16 protein-coding genes are annotated in these 16,197 nt (G+C 30.3%); all 16 read right to left on the bottom strand.

Annotated elements, in window-relative coordinates:
* Position 1: 1 nt before the first annotated feature.
* From AC5SL3_RS03680 to AC5SL3_RS03755, 16 genes are read right to left on the bottom strand one after another with little or no spacing between them, the layout of a single operon-like run.
* Positions 2 to 247, bottom strand: coding sequence for a DUF1467 family protein (locus AC5SL3_RS03680; protein ID WP_011282023.1), 246 nt, complete (start codon positions 245 to 247; stop codon positions 2 to 4).
* Positions 248 to 1,903, bottom strand: a complete 1,656-nt coding sequence (locus AC5SL3_RS03685) for a ribonuclease J (protein ID WP_494577508.1) — start codon at positions 1,901 to 1,903, stop codon at positions 248 to 250.
* 2 nt (positions 1,904 to 1,905) lie between these two features.
* Positions 1,906 to 2,652: a type III pantothenate kinase gene (locus tag AC5SL3_RS03690; protein WP_271741180.1), complete on the bottom strand. Its 747-nt coding sequence runs from the start codon at positions 2,650 to 2,652 to the stop codon at positions 1,906 to 1,908.
* Complete coding sequence (locus AC5SL3_RS03695; RefSeq protein ID WP_006997022.1) at positions 2,649 to 3,212, bottom strand: biotin--[acetyl-CoA-carboxylase] ligase; 564 nt, start codon at positions 3,210 to 3,212, stop codon at positions 2,649 to 2,651. Before AC5SL3_RS03695 ends, AC5SL3_RS03690 begins: the two co-directional genes overlap by 4 nt.
* Positions 3,212 to 4,627 (bottom strand): NADH-quinone oxidoreductase subunit NuoN, encoded by a 1,416-nt coding sequence (nuoN, locus tag AC5SL3_RS03700; protein WP_271564295.1) that lies wholly within the window; start codon positions 4,625 to 4,627, stop codon positions 3,212 to 3,214. Before nuoN ends, AC5SL3_RS03695 begins: the two co-directional genes overlap by 1 nt.
* Positions 4,627 to 6,120 (bottom strand): NADH-quinone oxidoreductase subunit M, encoded by a 1,494-nt coding sequence (locus AC5SL3_RS03705; RefSeq protein ID WP_006997024.1) that lies wholly within the window; start codon positions 6,118 to 6,120, stop codon positions 4,627 to 4,629. The genes nuoN and AC5SL3_RS03705 overlap by 1 nt, the downstream gene beginning before the upstream one ends.
* Complete coding sequence (gene nuoL, locus AC5SL3_RS03710) at positions 6,120 to 8,033, bottom strand: NADH-quinone oxidoreductase subunit L (protein WP_494577511.1); 1,914 nt, start codon at positions 8,031 to 8,033, stop codon at positions 6,120 to 6,122. Before nuoL ends, AC5SL3_RS03705 begins: the two co-directional genes overlap by 1 nt.
* A 1-nt stretch (position 8,034) precedes the next feature.
* Positions 8,035 to 8,343 (bottom strand): NADH-quinone oxidoreductase subunit NuoK, encoded by a 309-nt coding sequence (gene nuoK, locus AC5SL3_RS03715; protein ID WP_026225064.1) that lies wholly within the window; start codon positions 8,341 to 8,343, stop codon positions 8,035 to 8,037.
* Positions 8,339 to 8,971, bottom strand: coding sequence for an NADH-quinone oxidoreductase subunit J (locus AC5SL3_RS03720; RefSeq protein WP_006997027.1), 633 nt, complete (start codon positions 8,969 to 8,971; stop codon positions 8,339 to 8,341). The genes nuoK and AC5SL3_RS03720 overlap by 5 nt, the downstream gene beginning before the upstream one ends.
* 2 nt (positions 8,972 to 8,973) lie before the next feature.
* Positions 8,974 to 9,459 carry an NADH-quinone oxidoreductase subunit NuoI gene (gene nuoI, locus AC5SL3_RS03725; protein ID WP_006997028.1) on the bottom strand — a complete coding sequence of 162 codons (486 nt, stop codon included), beginning with the start codon at positions 9,457 to 9,459 and terminating at the stop codon, positions 8,974 to 8,976.
* A 2-nt stretch (positions 9,460 to 9,461) separates the two neighbouring features.
* Positions 9,462 to 10,460, bottom strand: a complete 999-nt coding sequence (nuoH, locus tag AC5SL3_RS03730; protein ID WP_006997029.1) for an NADH-quinone oxidoreductase subunit NuoH — start codon at positions 10,458 to 10,460, stop codon at positions 9,462 to 9,464.
* Between the two features lie 3 nt (positions 10,461 to 10,463).
* Complete coding sequence (nuoG, locus tag AC5SL3_RS03735; protein ID WP_271741176.1) at positions 10,464 to 12,503, bottom strand: NADH-quinone oxidoreductase subunit NuoG; 2,040 nt, start codon at positions 12,501 to 12,503, stop codon at positions 10,464 to 10,466.
* On the bottom strand, positions 12,496 to 13,827 hold the full coding sequence (nuoF, locus tag AC5SL3_RS03740; protein WP_018414058.1) for an NADH-quinone oxidoreductase subunit NuoF: 1,332 nt from the start codon (positions 13,825 to 13,827) through the stop codon (positions 12,496 to 12,498). The genes nuoG and nuoF overlap by 8 nt, the downstream gene beginning before the upstream one ends.
* Positions 13,820 to 14,428, bottom strand: coding sequence for an NADH-quinone oxidoreductase subunit NuoE (gene nuoE, locus AC5SL3_RS03745; RefSeq protein WP_011282014.1), 609 nt, complete (start codon positions 14,426 to 14,428; stop codon positions 13,820 to 13,822). Before nuoE ends, nuoF begins: the two co-directional genes overlap by 8 nt.
* Positions 14,428 to 15,603, bottom strand: coding sequence for an NADH-quinone oxidoreductase subunit D (locus tag AC5SL3_RS03750; RefSeq protein ID WP_006997033.1), 1,176 nt, complete (start codon positions 15,601 to 15,603; stop codon positions 14,428 to 14,430). The genes nuoE and AC5SL3_RS03750 overlap by 1 nt, the downstream gene beginning before the upstream one ends.
* Positions 15,587 to 16,195 (bottom strand): NADH-quinone oxidoreductase subunit C, encoded by a 609-nt coding sequence (locus AC5SL3_RS03755; RefSeq protein WP_494575614.1) that lies wholly within the window; start codon positions 16,193 to 16,195, stop codon positions 15,587 to 15,589. The genes AC5SL3_RS03750 and AC5SL3_RS03755 overlap by 17 nt, the downstream gene beginning before the upstream one ends.
* Positions 16,196 to 16,197 lie beyond the last annotated feature (2 nt).

Raw genomic sequence — 16,197 nt, forward strand, 5'->3', positions numbered from 1 at the left:
TTTAATTAATTATATATCTTAAATTTAAATATTCATATTTTATCAATAAATAAATTATCACGAAAATAACTGTTGTAATACCAGTACAATAAATGAATTTTTTTAGCATCTTAGGATTTTCAGGAGAACCTGCGTCTTCACCATCAATTTTGATAGATTTTTGTCTATTTACATCAATTGGAAGGATTGTAAAAAAAACTATCCACCAAATTATTATATAAATTATAGCAAGACCTGTTGCACTCATTTAAATTCTTACTAGGTTGATATTGATAAATGGTCTTTTACCAGTGAAATCTTTAGCACATTTTCTACATGTTATTTTTAAAGCATCAATTAAATTAAATTCTTGCTTTTTACTTTTTATAGAAAAAGTTCTAGTTGTTTTTTCGATTGCTTCTTCTAATTCGTATATAAACTCATCAACATCATAAACAGGCAGTCCTCTAAAAGTTAATACCGGTCTTTTGTGGATATTACCTTTTGCAGTAATTAAAATAGTAACCTCCATATATCCATTTGCACTAATGTTTTTTCTATCTTTGATTGATTGAGCATCTTCTTCTACACTCATATTACCATCCAAATAAAGTCTACCACTTGGTGCTTTATCAAAAACATGTGGTTTGCCAGGTGCTAATTTTACAATATCTCCATTTTCAACTTGAACAGGATGTGGAACTTTCATTTCTTTAGCAAACTTCATATGCTCAATCATATGTCTGTGTTCACCATGAACAGGAACTGCACATTGAGGTTTTACCCAATCGTACATCTCTCTAAGATCATCTCTATTGGGATGTCCAGAAACATGAACAAATTCGCTTTCTTCTGAAATAACTTCAATGCCATCTTTAACTAGTTGATTTTGTAATTTATACAATTTTTTCTCATTACCTGGAATAATTTTTGAAGAAAAAATAACAGCATCATCTTTTTCAATGAATACATCCGGGTGAGTATTACTAGAAATTCTCATTAGTGCTGCCATAGGTTCCCCTTGGCTACCTGTACAAAGATAAACTATTTTTTCTCTAGCAATTTTTTTGGCATCACGCGCATCGACAGGTTCTATAACATTTTTTAAATAACCACATTGTCTTGCTGCTTTAAATATTCTATGCATGGACCTTCCTACTAAAGATATTTGTCTACCAGTTTTTTCTGCACAATAAAAAGCTGTTTCCATACGTGCAACATTTGAAGCAAAAGAAGCCATTACAATTCTCTTTTTAAGGCTACCCATGATATTTAATAAGCTTTTTCTAACATCTAACTCTGAACCAGCTTTACCCATGCTAAATACATTTGTTGAATCACAAATCATAGCAAGCACACCCTCATTACCAATTTCTTTAAGTCTATCTGAATTGATCTTTTCACCAATAAGTGGCTCAGGATCAATCTTCCAATCACCAGTATGCAATATTACACCTGCTGGAGTTTCAATTCTAAGACCATTGGGCTCAAGGATTGAGTGAGTTAGAGTTATATATTCTATTTTAAATGGATCTAAATTTACTGTTCCATTTAATTGAACTATTTTGAGAAACTTGGTTGCATCTATATTTTTTTCTTTAAATTTTTCTTTTATTAAAACCGCTGTAAATGGAGTTGCAAAAATTTTACATTTAAGTTGAGGCCAAAGATGTGCGATCGCACCAATATGATCTTCATGTGCATGAGTTAAAATAATTCCTAAAAGGTCATCTTTTTTATCAACAATAAATCCAGGATCTGGGTAAATAAGATCAATACCGGGTAAAGTATCATCAGCAAATGTAACCCCAATATCAACCATGATCCATTTATGCTCACCAGGTTTACCGTAGGCAAATAGGTTCATATTCATACCAATTTCTCCGGACCCTCCTAGAGGGCAAAATAATAATTCATCTTTCATATTTATTTAATTAAAGTAGTGGCTCTGATTAGGCCTTTAATTGTTATGTCTTTATTTAATGTAACTTTCGTTTTTATTGAATTTTTGAATAAACCAGAAAATCCTCCAGTAATAATAATTTTAAAGGACATCTTAGTCTCTTTCTTAATTAAATTAACAATATTGTCAATTAAACCCTCATATCCCCAAAAAAAACCTGCTCTAACAGCACTAATAGTGTTTAAACCAATTACTCTATTTGTTTTTTTTAAATTGATCTTTGGAATTTGTGATGCTTTATCGGTTAATGTATCCAATGAGAGTTTAACACCAGGTGCTATAACGCCACCATGATAAGTATTTTTAATCAAAACATCAAATGTGGTTGCAGTTCCAAAGTCTAAAATTATAAAATTATCCTTATTATTAATGATGCTAATTGCATTTGCTAATCTATCTGAACCAATTTGTTTATAATTAACTTTAATCTTAATCAATTTATTTAAATTAAGTTTTTTTAGTTCGTGACACTTAATTTTATAAACTTTTTTAAAAAAGATTTTAACTGCATTAAATTTTTTTGGTACGACGCTGCAAAATAAACATTTGTTAATTGATTTATTTTTTAAATTTAGGCCAAGTAAAGATTTATTAAGTGAGGAGTGATTTATTTTTTTTGTTAATAAAGTAATACGTTTAATAATAATGTTTTTAGAGTTTACTAAACAAATTTTAGTTTCAGTATTTCCTATATCGCCAACAATAATCATTTTAAATTTCTATCTAAGTTTTTTATATTAAATTTAGGAAACATTGGAATAAAAGTTTCATAAATTTTTTTTAACCTTAAAGCAGCATAATTAGGGGTAATTTTGGTACCAGTTAAGTCAAACAAATTTGTAGTTAAATAGTTTTTTATAATTGGACTCTTAGTCAAATTTATACCCACTCCAACAACAATAAATTTTTCACCAGATTTGGTTAATATTTCTTGTAAAATACCTGAAATTTTCATTCTATTAATTAATAAATCATTTGGTTTTTTAATTGTAATTTTACCATTATAAAATTTTGATAATAATTTTTTAACTAAAAGACAGTTAACTTTTGTTAAATCTTTCAATGATAATTGGACTTTGTTAATTTTAAAAAAAATACTAACAAATAAATTTCCTTTAAAAGAAGTCCATTTTTTTCCATATTGACCCCTTCCCTTTTTTTGTTTTTCAGCAATTATAATTCCAGATTTATTATTGGTTTTTTTAATTATTTGTATGGCTAGATCGTTAGTACTATTTACAGTTTTAAAATTAAACTTTTTTAATTTCATTAAATAATATTAATTCTAGATACAATTTCCACTAATTTGCTTGGAAAAATAAAATATAAGAGAATTAATAATGTTGAAAAAGTCAGGGATCCTTTTAGCCAAATATTATGATCTGTGTCATAACTTTCTTTTTCTTTATCAAAGTAAATAACCTTAATTATTTTGAGATAATAAAATGCAGCTATTACTGTTGATAAAAGACCCACAATAGCCAAGAAGTACATTGACTGCTCTATGACAGCTTTAAAAATATAAAATTTTGCAAAAAAACCAGCTAGTGGAGGAATCCCTGCTAATGAAAAAAGAATAGCTAGTAATGATAATGATAAAATTGGATGATTTTTTGATAGCCCTGATAAATCATCAATGGTTTCATAGTAAGCATCATTTCTCTTTAACATCAATAGGCAACTAAAAAAGGCAAGATTCATAACCAAGTATATCGACATATATACAATGGAGCTTTGAATGCCTTCGTTTGAACCTGTAGACAAACCAGCTAGAGCATAACCCATATGACCAATTGAACTATATGCAATCAACCTTTTAAGATTATTTTGACCAATTGCAGCAATAGCACCAAAGATCATAGAGGCGATTGATAAAAATATTAATATAGGTTGCCATTGATCTATCATATTAACAAAAGGTATATATAAAAATCTTATGAAAACCGTAAGAGCTGCAACTTTTGGTACAATTGCAAAGAATAATGTGACAGCAGTTGGTGAGCCTTCATACACATCTGGTGCCCACATATGGAATGGTACAGCTGATATCTTAAATGCCAAACCAACAAGTATAAAAACAATTCCAAATGTTAAACCATAATGAGATGAATTCATTAAATCACCAATAACATTAAAATTAGTTGATCCAGAAAACCCATAAACCAAAGAACATCCATACAACAATAATCCTGATGATAAAGCACTCAAAACAAAATATTTTAGTCCAGACTCTGAAGACTTTAATTGATCTCGATTAAATGATGCTAACACATATAAAGCTAAAGATTGCAACTCAAGACCTATATAAAAAACCATAAGATCATTTGAACTGATCATTACCATCATGCCTAAAATTGAAGAAAGAATTAAAACTGGATATTCTATTAAAAAAATCTTAAATATTTTGAGATATCTTGTTGAAATTGATAAAACAAATGCACCTCCTAAAATAGTGAGTATTTTCATAAATGAGGAAAGATTATCCACAACGTAACCATCATTAAATAGTGAAATATTTTGATCTAACGGATTATTAAAAATTAAAATACCCGTAATAAGTAAAGATCCTACTGCAAGATTATGAACAATATTTGAGCTATTCTTTTTATAAACTCCAAGAAGCAATAAAAACATTATAGACAAAGATATAAATATTTCAGGTAGTATAAAATTTAAATTATCCATTAATTTTGTACCTCTGTTATATTCATATTTAAGTTAAAATTGTACATCTCTATTAAATCTTTTACAGAAATTTCAATCGTATTAATAAGAGGCTCTGGATAAAATCCAAAAAATAAAACTGGTATTGCTAAACACCACAAAATAAATTTTTCTGAATTATTAAGGTCAGGCATTTTTAAAAGTTCTTTATTTTTAATCTCTCCAAATACAACTCTTCTATATAGCCACAACATATATGCGGCGCCAAAAATAACACCCAAACTAGCTATAACTGCTACTAAGAAATTATCTTTAAATGCCCCCATTAGTATTAAAAATTCACCTATAAAACCACTAGTACCGGGTAAGCCTAATGCAGCTAAAGTGAAAAGCATAAATAATATAGAATATTTAGGCATAACCGAAACTAAGCCACCGTAAGTTGCTATTAATCTGGAGTGCATACGATCATAAACAACTCCAACACATAAAAACAATGCTGCTGAAACCAAACCATGACTTATCATTTGAACTATACTTCCTTCAATACCTTGTTGGGTAATTGTAAAAATACCTAATGTAACAAATCCCATGTGTGCAACTGAAGAATACGCTATTAACTTTTTCATGTCTTCTTGCATCAGCGCAACAAGAGATGTGTATACAATAGCAATCAAACTCAAGGCATAGACTAGAGGCGTAAATAAATCAGAAGCTACTGGGAAAAGTCCTAAAGAAAACCTAATAAACCCATAACCAGCCATTTTAAGTAATATAGCTGCAAGCAAAACAGAGCCAGCAGTAGGCGCTTCAACGTGTGCATCTGGCAACCAAGTGTGTACAGGCCACATTGGAGTTTTGACAGCAAAAGAACTAAAGAAAGCTAACCATAATAAATTTTGATATTTGGTGTCTATACCAAGTTCATAAAGCTGAGTTATATCTGTGGTTCCTGATATCCAGTAGATCGAAATTATAGCAATTAGCATTAAAACAGAACCAAGTAATGTGTATAAGAAAAATTTAAATGCTGAATATACTCTTCTTGCTCCACCCCATATTCCAATTATTAAAAACATAGGTATTAATCCAGCTTCAAAAAATAAATAAAATATAACAAGATCAAGAGAGCAAAAAACACCAATCATTAAACTTTCCATTACTAAGATAGCAATCAGGAAATCTCTAAGTCTGTCTTTAACAGTATTGTTAACTGAGATTATACAAAGTGGTGTTATTAGCGCAGTTAAAACTATAAATAAGATTGATATTCCATCAATACCTATCTTATAATTAATAATTCCCTTTAACCATTCTCTATCTTCAACAAACTGAAAATCAGAAGTGGTTGGGTCAAACTGATACCAAAGGTATAAAGAAATCAAAAAGTTAACAAACGATGTAAATAAAGCAACATATTTACCTGTATTAGAATTCTTATCTTTGGAAAATAATAGAAACAAAGAGCCCACTACAGGAAGTAAAATTAAAGATGATAAAATTGGAAAATTCATTAATTCAAAATTAAAAATGTTAATAACGCAGAAAATCCTAACAATATCATAAATGCATATTGATAGATAAATCCACTTTGAAATTTACTTGCTTTTAAAGATAGCCTATTAATCAATGAAGAAACTCCATCTGGTCCAAATTTATCTATAATTTTAACATCAACCACCTTCCAAAAAAATATTCCTAATTTTTTTGAAAATTTAATGAACAAAACATCATAAAGTTCATCAAAATACCATTTGTTTATTAAAAAATTATGTAATGGTTTATTGGATTGAGCAATTCGATTTGGAATATCTTTATCTTTAACAAATAAATAATAAGCAATCGGAATGGAGGTTAATACAAGTGCTGGTGTAGTTAAAAGAAACCATAAAGGAGGATGTTCTGTACTTAATGGATTTAAAAATTTAATTGAATCTCCCCAAAAACTATTTCCACTACTATTACCAATGAACAAATCCTTAAATAAAAAACCAGCAAAAATAGCTCCAATAGCAAGTATAAATAAAGGTAAAAGCATTACTAATGGGGATTCGTGCATTTCGTTAATATTAATTTTTTTATTATTATAATCTCCATGAAACGTTTTAAAAATTAATCTCCAAGAATAAATTGATGTTAAAACAGCAGTCAAAATTCCTACACCTGCCGCATAATATCCTGTTGTATTTCCTTTAAGATACGCAAATTCTATAATTGCATCTTTTGAATAAAAACCAGATAAGAATGGAAAACCAGTAAGAGCTAATGTTCCAATAATCATAAATATATAGGTATATGGAAGTTTTTTATAAACACCTCCCATCTGATTAATATCTTGCTCATCTTTAAATGAGTGAATTACAGATCCAGAACCTAAAAAAAGTAAAGCTTTGAAAAAGGCATGAGTAAATAAGTGAAACATAGCAACATTATAAGCACCTACTCCTGCCGCAAAAAACATATAACCAAGCTGACTACAAGTTGAGTATGCAATTATTTTTTTTATATCAGTTTGCACTAAAGCTACAGTTGCAGCAAAAAAAGCTGTAGTCATACCAACAACAGTAATTATATTTAGTGTAAGAGGTGAGTATTCAAAAATTGGAGAACATCTTACAACTAAAAAAACACCAGCTGTAACCATGGTAGCCGCATGAATTAAAGCTGAAACTGGTGTGGGGCCTTCCATGGCATCTGGCAACCAAGTGTGTAAGAAAATTTGTGCTGATTTACCCATTGCACCTATGAATAAAAGAATACAAATTAAATCAATTGCTCCAACATTCATTCCTAAAAATAAAAGTTTTTTTTCAACAATTTGTGGAATTTGATTAAAAACTTCTACATAGTTTACAGTACCAAATAAATAAAAGATTAAAAAAATTCCTAAAGCAAAGCCAAAATCACCTACTCTATTTACCACAAAGGCTTTTATTGCAGCTGCATTTGCTGTTTCTTTTTTAAACCAAAAACCAATCAAGAAATATGAACAAAGCCCTACACCCTCCCATCCAAAAAATAGCTGAAGAAAATTATCAGAGGTAACCAATGTTAGCATTGAAAAAGTGAAAAGTGACAAATAAGCCATGAATCTTGGCTTATGCGGATCATGAGACATATAACCAATTGAGTAAATATGCACTAAAGCTGAAACTAAAGTTACAACAACAAGCATTACAGATGATAAAGCATCAACTTTAATAGACCAATTAACATCTAAAGTTCCAGAGTTAATCCAAGTTGCTACAACTACATTACTTTCATATCCGTTAACAATTACTTGATAGAATAATATAATTGAAAGTAACGCTGAAATTGACACAAAAAGACTAGTTACAACTTCTGAATTCCTATCACCTAAATATTTACCAAAAAAACCTGAAGTTATTGAGGCTAATAATGGAAGAAATATTAAAGCTAATTCCATATTATCCTTTTAAACTGTCAATTTTCTCAACATCAATTGTTGATGAGTTTCTATAATAGACAACAATAATTGCTAAACCTATTGCCGCCTCTGCCGCTGCAACAGTTAATATAAAAAGAGTGAATATTTGACCAGAAATATCGTTTAAAAATATTGAAAATGAAACTAAATTAATATTTACAGCTAATAAAATAAGCTCAATACTCATTAAAATTACTATAATATTTTTTCTATTTAAAAATAATCCGACTATGCCGATAGTAAAAATTATTGCAGCCAATGTAAGATAGTGACCTAAACCTATACTAATCATCAGATTTAACTCCTTTATTGTTCTCAACATCAATTAATTCAACACCATCTGATCTTTCACGAGATATTTGACTAAAATAACTTTGTCTTTTAACTCCAGATCTTTGTCTAAATGTAAGAACAATAGCACCTATCATTGCAACTAATAAAATCATTCCACTTAACTGAAAAACATGAATGTAATCTGTATATAGAACGTAACCAATTGAATGAGTATTGGTTATATTTTTATCTATTGTTAAAGACATTGCCGAGACAAGATCAGGTTTATATTTCCATCCACCAATTACGATTATTAATTCGAAAAATATTATAACACTTACTATTAGTCCAATAGGTATATGTTTTGAACTTTCCTGTGCACTAAACCACTGATTTTTTTGTTGAGCTACATTTAACATCATAACTACAAATAAAAATAAAACAGCAACCGCACCTACATAAACAATCAACATGATCATTCCCAAAAATTCAGCGCCGATCATTATAAATAGGCATGAAATGCTTATGAAATCTAAAATTAAAAAGAAAACAGAATGAACAGTGTTTTTAGATACTGTTACCATTATAGCAGAAACAATTGCTATAAAAGAAAACGTATAAAAAAATATTGCGTGCGCTAACATAATTATCTGTGAGAGTTATCAGCTTTAATATTGGCTGCTAAAACATTTTCCCATCTATCTCCATTATCGAGTAATTTTTCTTTATTATAATAAAGCTCTTCTCTTGTTTCAGTTGAAAATTCAAAATTAGGCCCCTGTACAATAGCATCAACTGGACAAGACTCTTCACAAAGACCACAATAAATACATTTCATCATATCAATATCATATCTAGTAGTTTTTCTGCTACCATCAGCTCTTTCAGAGGATTCAATTGTGATTGCTTGAGCTGGACACACAGCTTCACATAACTTACATGCAATACATCTTTCTTCACCGTTAGGATATCTTCTTAAAGCATGCTCACCTCTAAATCTTGGGCTTATTTTTCCTTTTTCAAAAGGGTAATTTATTGTTTTTTTAGATTTAAATATTTCTTTGATAGCAATATTTAAGCCGCCTAAAAAATCTAATAAAAAAATTGTTTTAAATATTCTTGAAATTTTCATAATTAATTAACCGGTAATAAGTTGAAGTAAAACAAATAGCTAGCTGTTAGAACTACCCATGTTAATGATAATGGTAAAAATATCTTCCATCCTAGTCTCATTAATTGATCGTATCTATATCTTGGAACAATAGCTTTAACCAAGGCAAACAAAACAAATAAGAATAATATTTTAAAAATCATCCAAATTGCGCCTGGAATTAAGTTAAATGGATAAAGATCAATGGGCGATAGCCACCCACCTAAAAAAAGTATTGACCCCATAGCGCACATCAAAAGAATATTTGCATATTCTCCAAGCCAAAACATTGCATACATCATGCCTGAATATTCAGTTTGATAACCCGCAACAAGTTCTGCTTCTGCTTCAGGCAAATCAAATGGCGGTCTGTTTGTCTCCGCTAATGCAGAAATAAAGAAAATCACAAACATTGGAAATAATGGAATTATAAACCATAAATTTTCTTGAGCCATAATTATATCGTTCAAATTTAAAGAACCAACACAAAGCAAAACATTTATAATAATAACTCCAATTGATACTTCGTAGGAAACCATTTGTGCAGCAGATCTAATAGCACCTAAAAAAGGATATTTTGAATTTGAAGCCCAACCACCCATAATAATTCCATAAACACCCAAAGAAGAAACAGCGAATAGATAAAGGACACCTACATTAATATCAGCCAATACTTGAGTTGCACTGAATGGAATAACAGCCCACGAAACTAAGGCCAAAGTCATAGTTACAATTGGTGCTAGTATAAAGATTACTTTATTTGAACTTGAAGGAATTATAACTTCTTTAAAAATATATTTTAATGCATCAGCTAATGATTGAAGTAAACCAAAAGGTCCAACAACATTAGGTCCTTGCCTTTTTTGTACAAAGGCCCAAATACGCCGGTCAAGCCACACAATCATAGCCACAGAAACTAAAACAGGAACTAATAAAAATAATATTTTGTAAGTTTGTAAAAAAATAATATTAAGATATTCCATAAATTAACCTTCTGTTCCTGTAGACTTTAAATCTGCTTTTAAATGTCTACACTCAGACATAGTTTTTGAAGCTCTAGCAATTACATTTGAATAATAATAATCATTATCTATTTTAATCAATTCATTTTCAAAAATTAATTCCTTAACTTTTGATGAAGTTAAAGAGTTATTTTTTTCAATATGTAGATTTATTTGATTAATTAAACTGCTATCCAGCTCATCTTTATCATTAAATAATTTTCTATGGTTCATGGACTCTGCAAGTTCATTTATTATTACCCAATCATCTTTTGCAAGTTCTGGTGGATATGATGCTTTGTAGGCTTTTTGTAATTTACCTTCTAAATTTGTAAAATAACCATTTTGTTCTGTATAAGCAGCCCCTGGCAAAATAATGTCTGCTATTTCCGCTCCTTTATCTCCATGAGAGCCTTGATAAATAATAAACTCATTTTTTTTTTCAAAATTAATAGTGTCTAGACCTAGAAGATAAACAATTTCAAACTTGTGATCTTCCAAGTCTTTCAAAACTTCATTGTCACCATCAGTTGTTTTATATACACCAAGATCAAACGCACCTACCGTGGATGCATTTTCAGAAATTATATTTAAAGCATTCCAATCATTGGAAAGTTTATTATTTTCATCTAAAAATTGCTTGATTGATTCAAAAATATATTTAGATGATTTACTTTTTAGTGCAGATTGACCCATTATAATCATAGGTTTCTTTGCTTGTTTAATTAAATCAGATACCTCATGTTTACCTTCGATAATTTTTTTAACAGTTTCAGTGTTTCCATCTAAAGACTGGTAAGGGTATGTAAGGTCACCTACTTCATTTAGCGAAATAATTTTAGTTTTGTTTTGAAGATAGGATTTTCTAATTCGGGCATTTAAAATTGTTGCTTCAAATCTAGGGTTAGTCCCTAAAAGGAAAATAAAATCAGCTTCTTCAATTCCATTAATTGATGAGTTGAATAAATAATTTTCTCGCTTTCCTGGATTTAAATAACTGTAATTATCTCTAGACTCTATATTTTGAGAACCTAATGTTTTATTAAAAAATTCTTTAAATATATAAAGTGTTTCCATATTGACTAAATCACCAGTTAACCCACAGATTTTTTCTTTATCAGTGTTTTTAAACTTAGATTTAATTATATTAAAAACTTCAGACCATGATGCTTTTTCAAATTTTCCATTATACTTAATATAAGGTGTATCTAGTCTTTGATTTGATAAACCATCGCAAGCATGTCTTGTTTTATCAGAAATCCATTCCTCGTTAATGTCTTCGTTTATTCTTGGTAAAATTCTCTTAACTTCCCAGCCATAGGTATCAACTCTTATATTAGAGCCAATAGCATCCATAACATCAATAGATTCGGTCTTTTTTAATTCCCAAGGTCTTGCTTCAAAAACATATGGTTTAGATGTTAAAGCTCCAACAGGACACAAATCAACAACATTAGCAGATAATTCTGATTGCATTGATTGCTCAAGGTAAGTAGTTATTTGCATATCTTCACCACGTCCTATTGCTCCTATTTCTGGTACACCAGCAATTTCTGTTGCAAACCTAACACATCTAGTACAATGGATGCACCTTGTCATTTGAGTTTTAATTAAAGGACCCATATTTTTTTCAGGAACTTGTCTTTTATTTTCTTTAAATCTAGATTTATCTACCCCATAAAACATTGATTGATCTTGAAGATCACATTCGCCACCTTGATCACATACAGGACAATCTAATGGGTGATTTGCAAGTAAAAATTCCATCACACCTTTTCTTGCTTTTTCAACAAATTCAGTATTCGTTTTAATATTCATACCTTCAGCAGCAGGCATCGCACATGATGCAACTGGTTTTGGAGATTTTTCCATTTCAACTAGGCACATTCTACAATTTCCAGCAATTGAAAGTTTTTCGTGATAACAAAATCTTGGAATTTCAACTCCAGCTTTTTCACAAGCTTGTAAGACTGTTAAGCCATCTTCAACTTCAACTTCAATATTGTTAACTTTTAATTTAGGCATTTTTTTTATCCAATAAATGTTGATCGACTAAATAAGGAACTTCATTATTTTTTTTTATTGTTGGTTCAAAATTGTTTCGTTTCTCAATTTCTTTTCTAAAATGTCTTAACAAACCCTGGACAGGCCATGAAGATCCTTCACCAAAAGCACAAATAGTATGACCAGCAATTTGATTTGTAACATCACCAAGCATTTCTACTTCATCTTTTGACGCTTCTCCCTTAGCCATTCTTTCTAACATTCTCCACATCCATCCAGAACCTTCTCTACATGGTGTGCACTGTCCACAACTTTCATGTTTATAAAATCTAGCAATTCTTGCCATACATTTAATAATATCCTGATCATTATTTATAACGACAATACCTGCGGTTCCTAAACCACTTTTCTCAGCAACAAGTGAATCAAAATCCATTGTTAAAGTTTCACATGTTTTTTTTGGTATAATAGGCATAGAAGATCCACCTGGTATTACTGCTTGTAGATTATCCCATCCACCAATTACTCCGCCAGCATGTACTTCTATTAACTCTTTAAGAGATATACTCATTTCCTCTTCAACGTTACATGGTTTATTAACATTTCCAGATATACAAAATATTTTAGTTCCTGTATTTTTCGCTTTTCCTAATGACGCAAACCATTTACCACCTTTTCTCAAAATCGTCGGAACAACAGCTATAGTTTCCACATTATTAATTATTGTTGGACATCCGTATAATCCTATTAAAGCTGGAAAAGGAGGTTTTAATCTTGGCTGACCTTTTTTACCTTCGATGCTTTCTAGAAGTGCTGTTTCTTCACCACATATATAAGCGCCTGCTCCATAATGAATATAAATATCTAAGTCCCAGCCAGTACCAGAGGCATTTTTTCCTATAAGTTTTTTTTCATAAGCTTCATCGATTGCTTTTTGAAGTTTTTGTCCATCAATAAAATATTCGCCGCGTATATAAATATAGCAAACATGGGCCTGAACTGCGTAAGAAGCAATCAAACATCCTTCTATTAATTTGTGAGGTTCAAACCTTAAAATATCACGATCCTTACATGTGCCAGGTTCAGATTCATCACCATTTATAACTAGATAGTGAGGTCTAGAACCAAGTTCTTTTGGGGCAAAAGACCATTTAAGACCCGTAGGAAATCCAGCACCACCTCTTCCTCTTAATTCCGATGATTTAACTTCTTCTATAATCCATTCTCTACCTTTTTTTATTATTTCAGCAGTATCTACCCAGTCGCCTCTATTTTTTGAAGACTCAACATCTGAACCTTTATCATTATATAGGTTTTGAAATATTCTATCTTTATCGTTAAGCATTTTTTAAATCCAAAAGTGTTTTTCTGTTATTTTCAGGTTCATTATTAACTCTTCCTCTATAAGATCCTGGCTTTGGCGTCTTACCGTCAAGTATCTCATCTAAAATTTTTAAAGTTTTTTCTTTATCTAGGTCTTCATAATAGTCATCATTAATTTGCATCATTGGGGCATTAACGCATGCACCCAAACATTCAACTTCCATCCATGAGCATGATTTATCAGTAGATAATTCATTTTCATTTTCTGAAATTTTTTCTTTGCATGCTTCAACAAGTTTATAAGCTCCTCTGATCATGCATGGTGTAGTTGTGCAAACTTGAATAAAGTGTTTTCCAACTGGTGATAGGTTATACATTGTATAAAAAGTGGCCACCTCATAAACTTTTATATAAGGCATATCTAAAAACTTTCCGATATATTTCATTGCTGCAAGTGGTATCCAGTTATCATTTTGTTTTTGAGCGATATATAGTAATGCCATTACAGCGCTTTGTTGTTTTCCTTCTGGATATTTGGAAATCATTTCTTTTGCTGCGGCTAGACTATCTGCTGTGAATTCAAATTTTTCTGGTTGTTCTTTTGCGGGTTTTCTTAAACTCATTATCTATCAACCTCTCCAAAAACAATATCTAACGAACCTAAAACAGCAGGTACATCAGCAAGCATATGTCCTTTAATCAAATAATCCATTGCTTGTAGGTGAGAAAAGCCAGGAGCTCTAATTTTACATTTGTAAGGTTTGCTGGTTCCATCAGATATTAAATAAACACCAAATTCACCCTTTGGTGCTTCAACAGCAGTATAAATTTCATCTTTGTCAACACGATAACCTTCAGTGAATAATTTAAAGTGATGAATTAAAGCTTCCATTGATTGTTTAATATCTTTTTTAGGTGGAGGACTAATTTTTCCATCTAATGATTTAATTGGTCCTTTTTCCATTTTACTTAAACATTGTTTGATTATTGAAACACTTTCTCTCATTTCTTCAATTCTACATAAATATCTATCAAAACAGTCTCCATTTTTTCCTACTGGAATTTTAAATTCTAGTTGTTCATAACAGTCATAAGGTTGAGATTTTCTTAGATCCCAAGGAACTCCAGAGCCTCTAATCATAACACCACTAAAAGAATAATCTAACGCATCTTCCTTGGTTACAATTCCTATATCAACATTTCGCTGTTTAAATATTCTGTTGTCAGTCAATAATGTTTCTAGATCATCTATTATCTTCGGGAACGACTCACAAAAATTACCTATATCCTCTTCAAGACCCATCGGTAAATCTTGATGAACACCACCGGCCCTGAAGTAATTGGCATGTAGTCTTGAACCAGATGCTCTTTCATAAAATGTCATTAATGTTTCACGTTCTTCAAAACCCCATAGTGATGGAGTTAAAGCGCCTACATCAAGAGCTTGAGTTGTAACATTTAATATATGACTTAATATTCTTCCAATTTCACAAAACATTACTCTGATTAATTGGGCTCTAATTGGAACATTTATCTTTAAAATTTTTTCTATAGCTAAAGCAAAAGCATGTTCCTGATTCATTGGAGCAACATAATCAAGTCTGTCAAAATAAGGGACTGCTTGCATATACGTTTTATTTTCTATTAACTTTTCTGTTCCCCGGTGTAGAAGACCAATATGTGGATCAGCTTTTTCAACAACCTCTCCATCTAATTCTAAAATTAATCTTAACACACCATGAGCTGCGGGGTGCTGAGGTCCAAAATTTAGATTTAATGTTTTAATTTTTTTTGTCATTTTCAAGGTCAGCTTGATCTTTAATATATTTTGTTCCTTCCCAAGGGCTTTCGTAATCAAAATTTCTATAATTTTGCTCTAACTTAACTGGTTCACTAATAACTTTCTTTTGATCTTCGCTATATCTAACTTCAGTATGACCAGTTAAAGGAAAATCTTTTCTTAAGGGGTGTCCTTCAAAGCCATAATCAGTAAGTATTCTTCTCATATCTGGATGGTCTTTAAACTTAACTCCATACATATCAAAAACTTCTCTCTCCATCCAATTTGCTGCAGGATAAATGGGTGTTAGTGATGGAATAACTTCATTTTCACTTATTAGGTAACTTAATATAATTCTTTGATTAAATTCATGACTTAAAAACAAATACACAACTTTAAAACGTTGAGCATTTTCAGGGTAATCAACAACTGTAATATCAATTAACTGTCTAAATTTTGTATTCTCGTTACTTTTAATAAATAACGTTACATCTATCAAATCTTCATTATCAATATTAATATATAACTGTTCATGTCTAATCTCAGTTTTTTTAATTTTAGTTGTAAGTTCCGAGTTAATTTTTTTTTCAAGATCTATTAAATTTTGCATAT

This window comes from Candidatus Pelagibacter sp. PS_34 (assembly GCF_059417845.1).

What these genes read in the sequence shown, in the direction of transcription:
- AC5SL3_RS03680 (WP_011282023.1), bottom strand. Translation starts at nt 247, where the DNA reads ATGAGTGCAACAGGTCTTGCTATAATTTATATAATAATTTGGTGGATA.
- AC5SL3_RS03685 (WP_494577508.1), bottom strand. Translation starts at nt 1,903, where the DNA reads ATGAAAGATGAATTATTATTTTGCCCTCTAGGAGGGTCCGGAGAAATT.
- AC5SL3_RS03690 (WP_271741180.1), bottom strand. Translation starts at nt 2,652, where the DNA reads ATGATTATTGTTGGCGATATAGGAAATACTGAAACTAAAATTTGTTTA.
- AC5SL3_RS03695 (WP_006997022.1), bottom strand. Translation starts at nt 3,212, where the DNA reads ATGAAATTAAAAAAGTTTAATTTTAAAACTGTAAATAGTACTAACGAT.
- nuoN (WP_271564295.1), bottom strand. Translation starts at nt 4,627, where the DNA reads ATGGATAATTTAAATTTTATACTACCTGAAATATTTATATCTTTGTCT.
- AC5SL3_RS03705 (WP_006997024.1), bottom strand. Translation starts at nt 6,120, where the DNA reads ATGAATTTTCCAATTTTATCATCTTTAATTTTACTTCCTGTAGTGGGC.
- nuoL (WP_494577511.1), bottom strand. Translation starts at nt 8,033, where the DNA reads ATGGAATTAGCTTTAATATTTCTTCCATTATTAGCCTCAATAACTTCA.
- AC5SL3_RS03720 (WP_006997027.1), bottom strand. Translation starts at nt 8,971, where the DNA reads ATGTTAGCGCACGCAATATTTTTTTATACGTTTTCTTTTATAGCAATT.
- nuoI (WP_006997028.1), bottom strand. Translation starts at nt 9,459, where the DNA reads ATGAAAATTTCAAGAATATTTAAAACAATTTTTTTATTAGATTTTTTA.
- nuoH (WP_006997029.1), bottom strand. Translation starts at nt 10,460, where the DNA reads ATGGAATATCTTAATATTATTTTTTTACAAACTTACAAAATATTATTT.
- nuoG (WP_271741176.1), bottom strand. Translation starts at nt 12,503, where the DNA reads ATGCCTAAATTAAAAGTTAACAATATTGAAGTTGAAGTTGAAGATGGC.
- nuoF (WP_018414058.1), bottom strand. Translation starts at nt 13,827, where the DNA reads ATGCTTAACGATAAAGATAGAATATTTCAAAACCTATATAATGATAAA.
- nuoE (WP_011282014.1), bottom strand. Translation starts at nt 14,428, where the DNA reads ATGAGTTTAAGAAAACCCGCAAAAGAACAACCAGAAAAATTTGAATTC.
- AC5SL3_RS03750 (WP_006997033.1), bottom strand. Translation starts at nt 15,603, where the DNA reads ATGACAAAAAAAATTAAAACATTAAATCTAAATTTTGGACCTCAGCAC.
- AC5SL3_RS03755 (WP_494575614.1), bottom strand. Translation starts at nt 16,195, where the DNA reads ATGCAAAATTTAATAGATCTTGAAAAAAAAATTAACTCGGAACTTACA.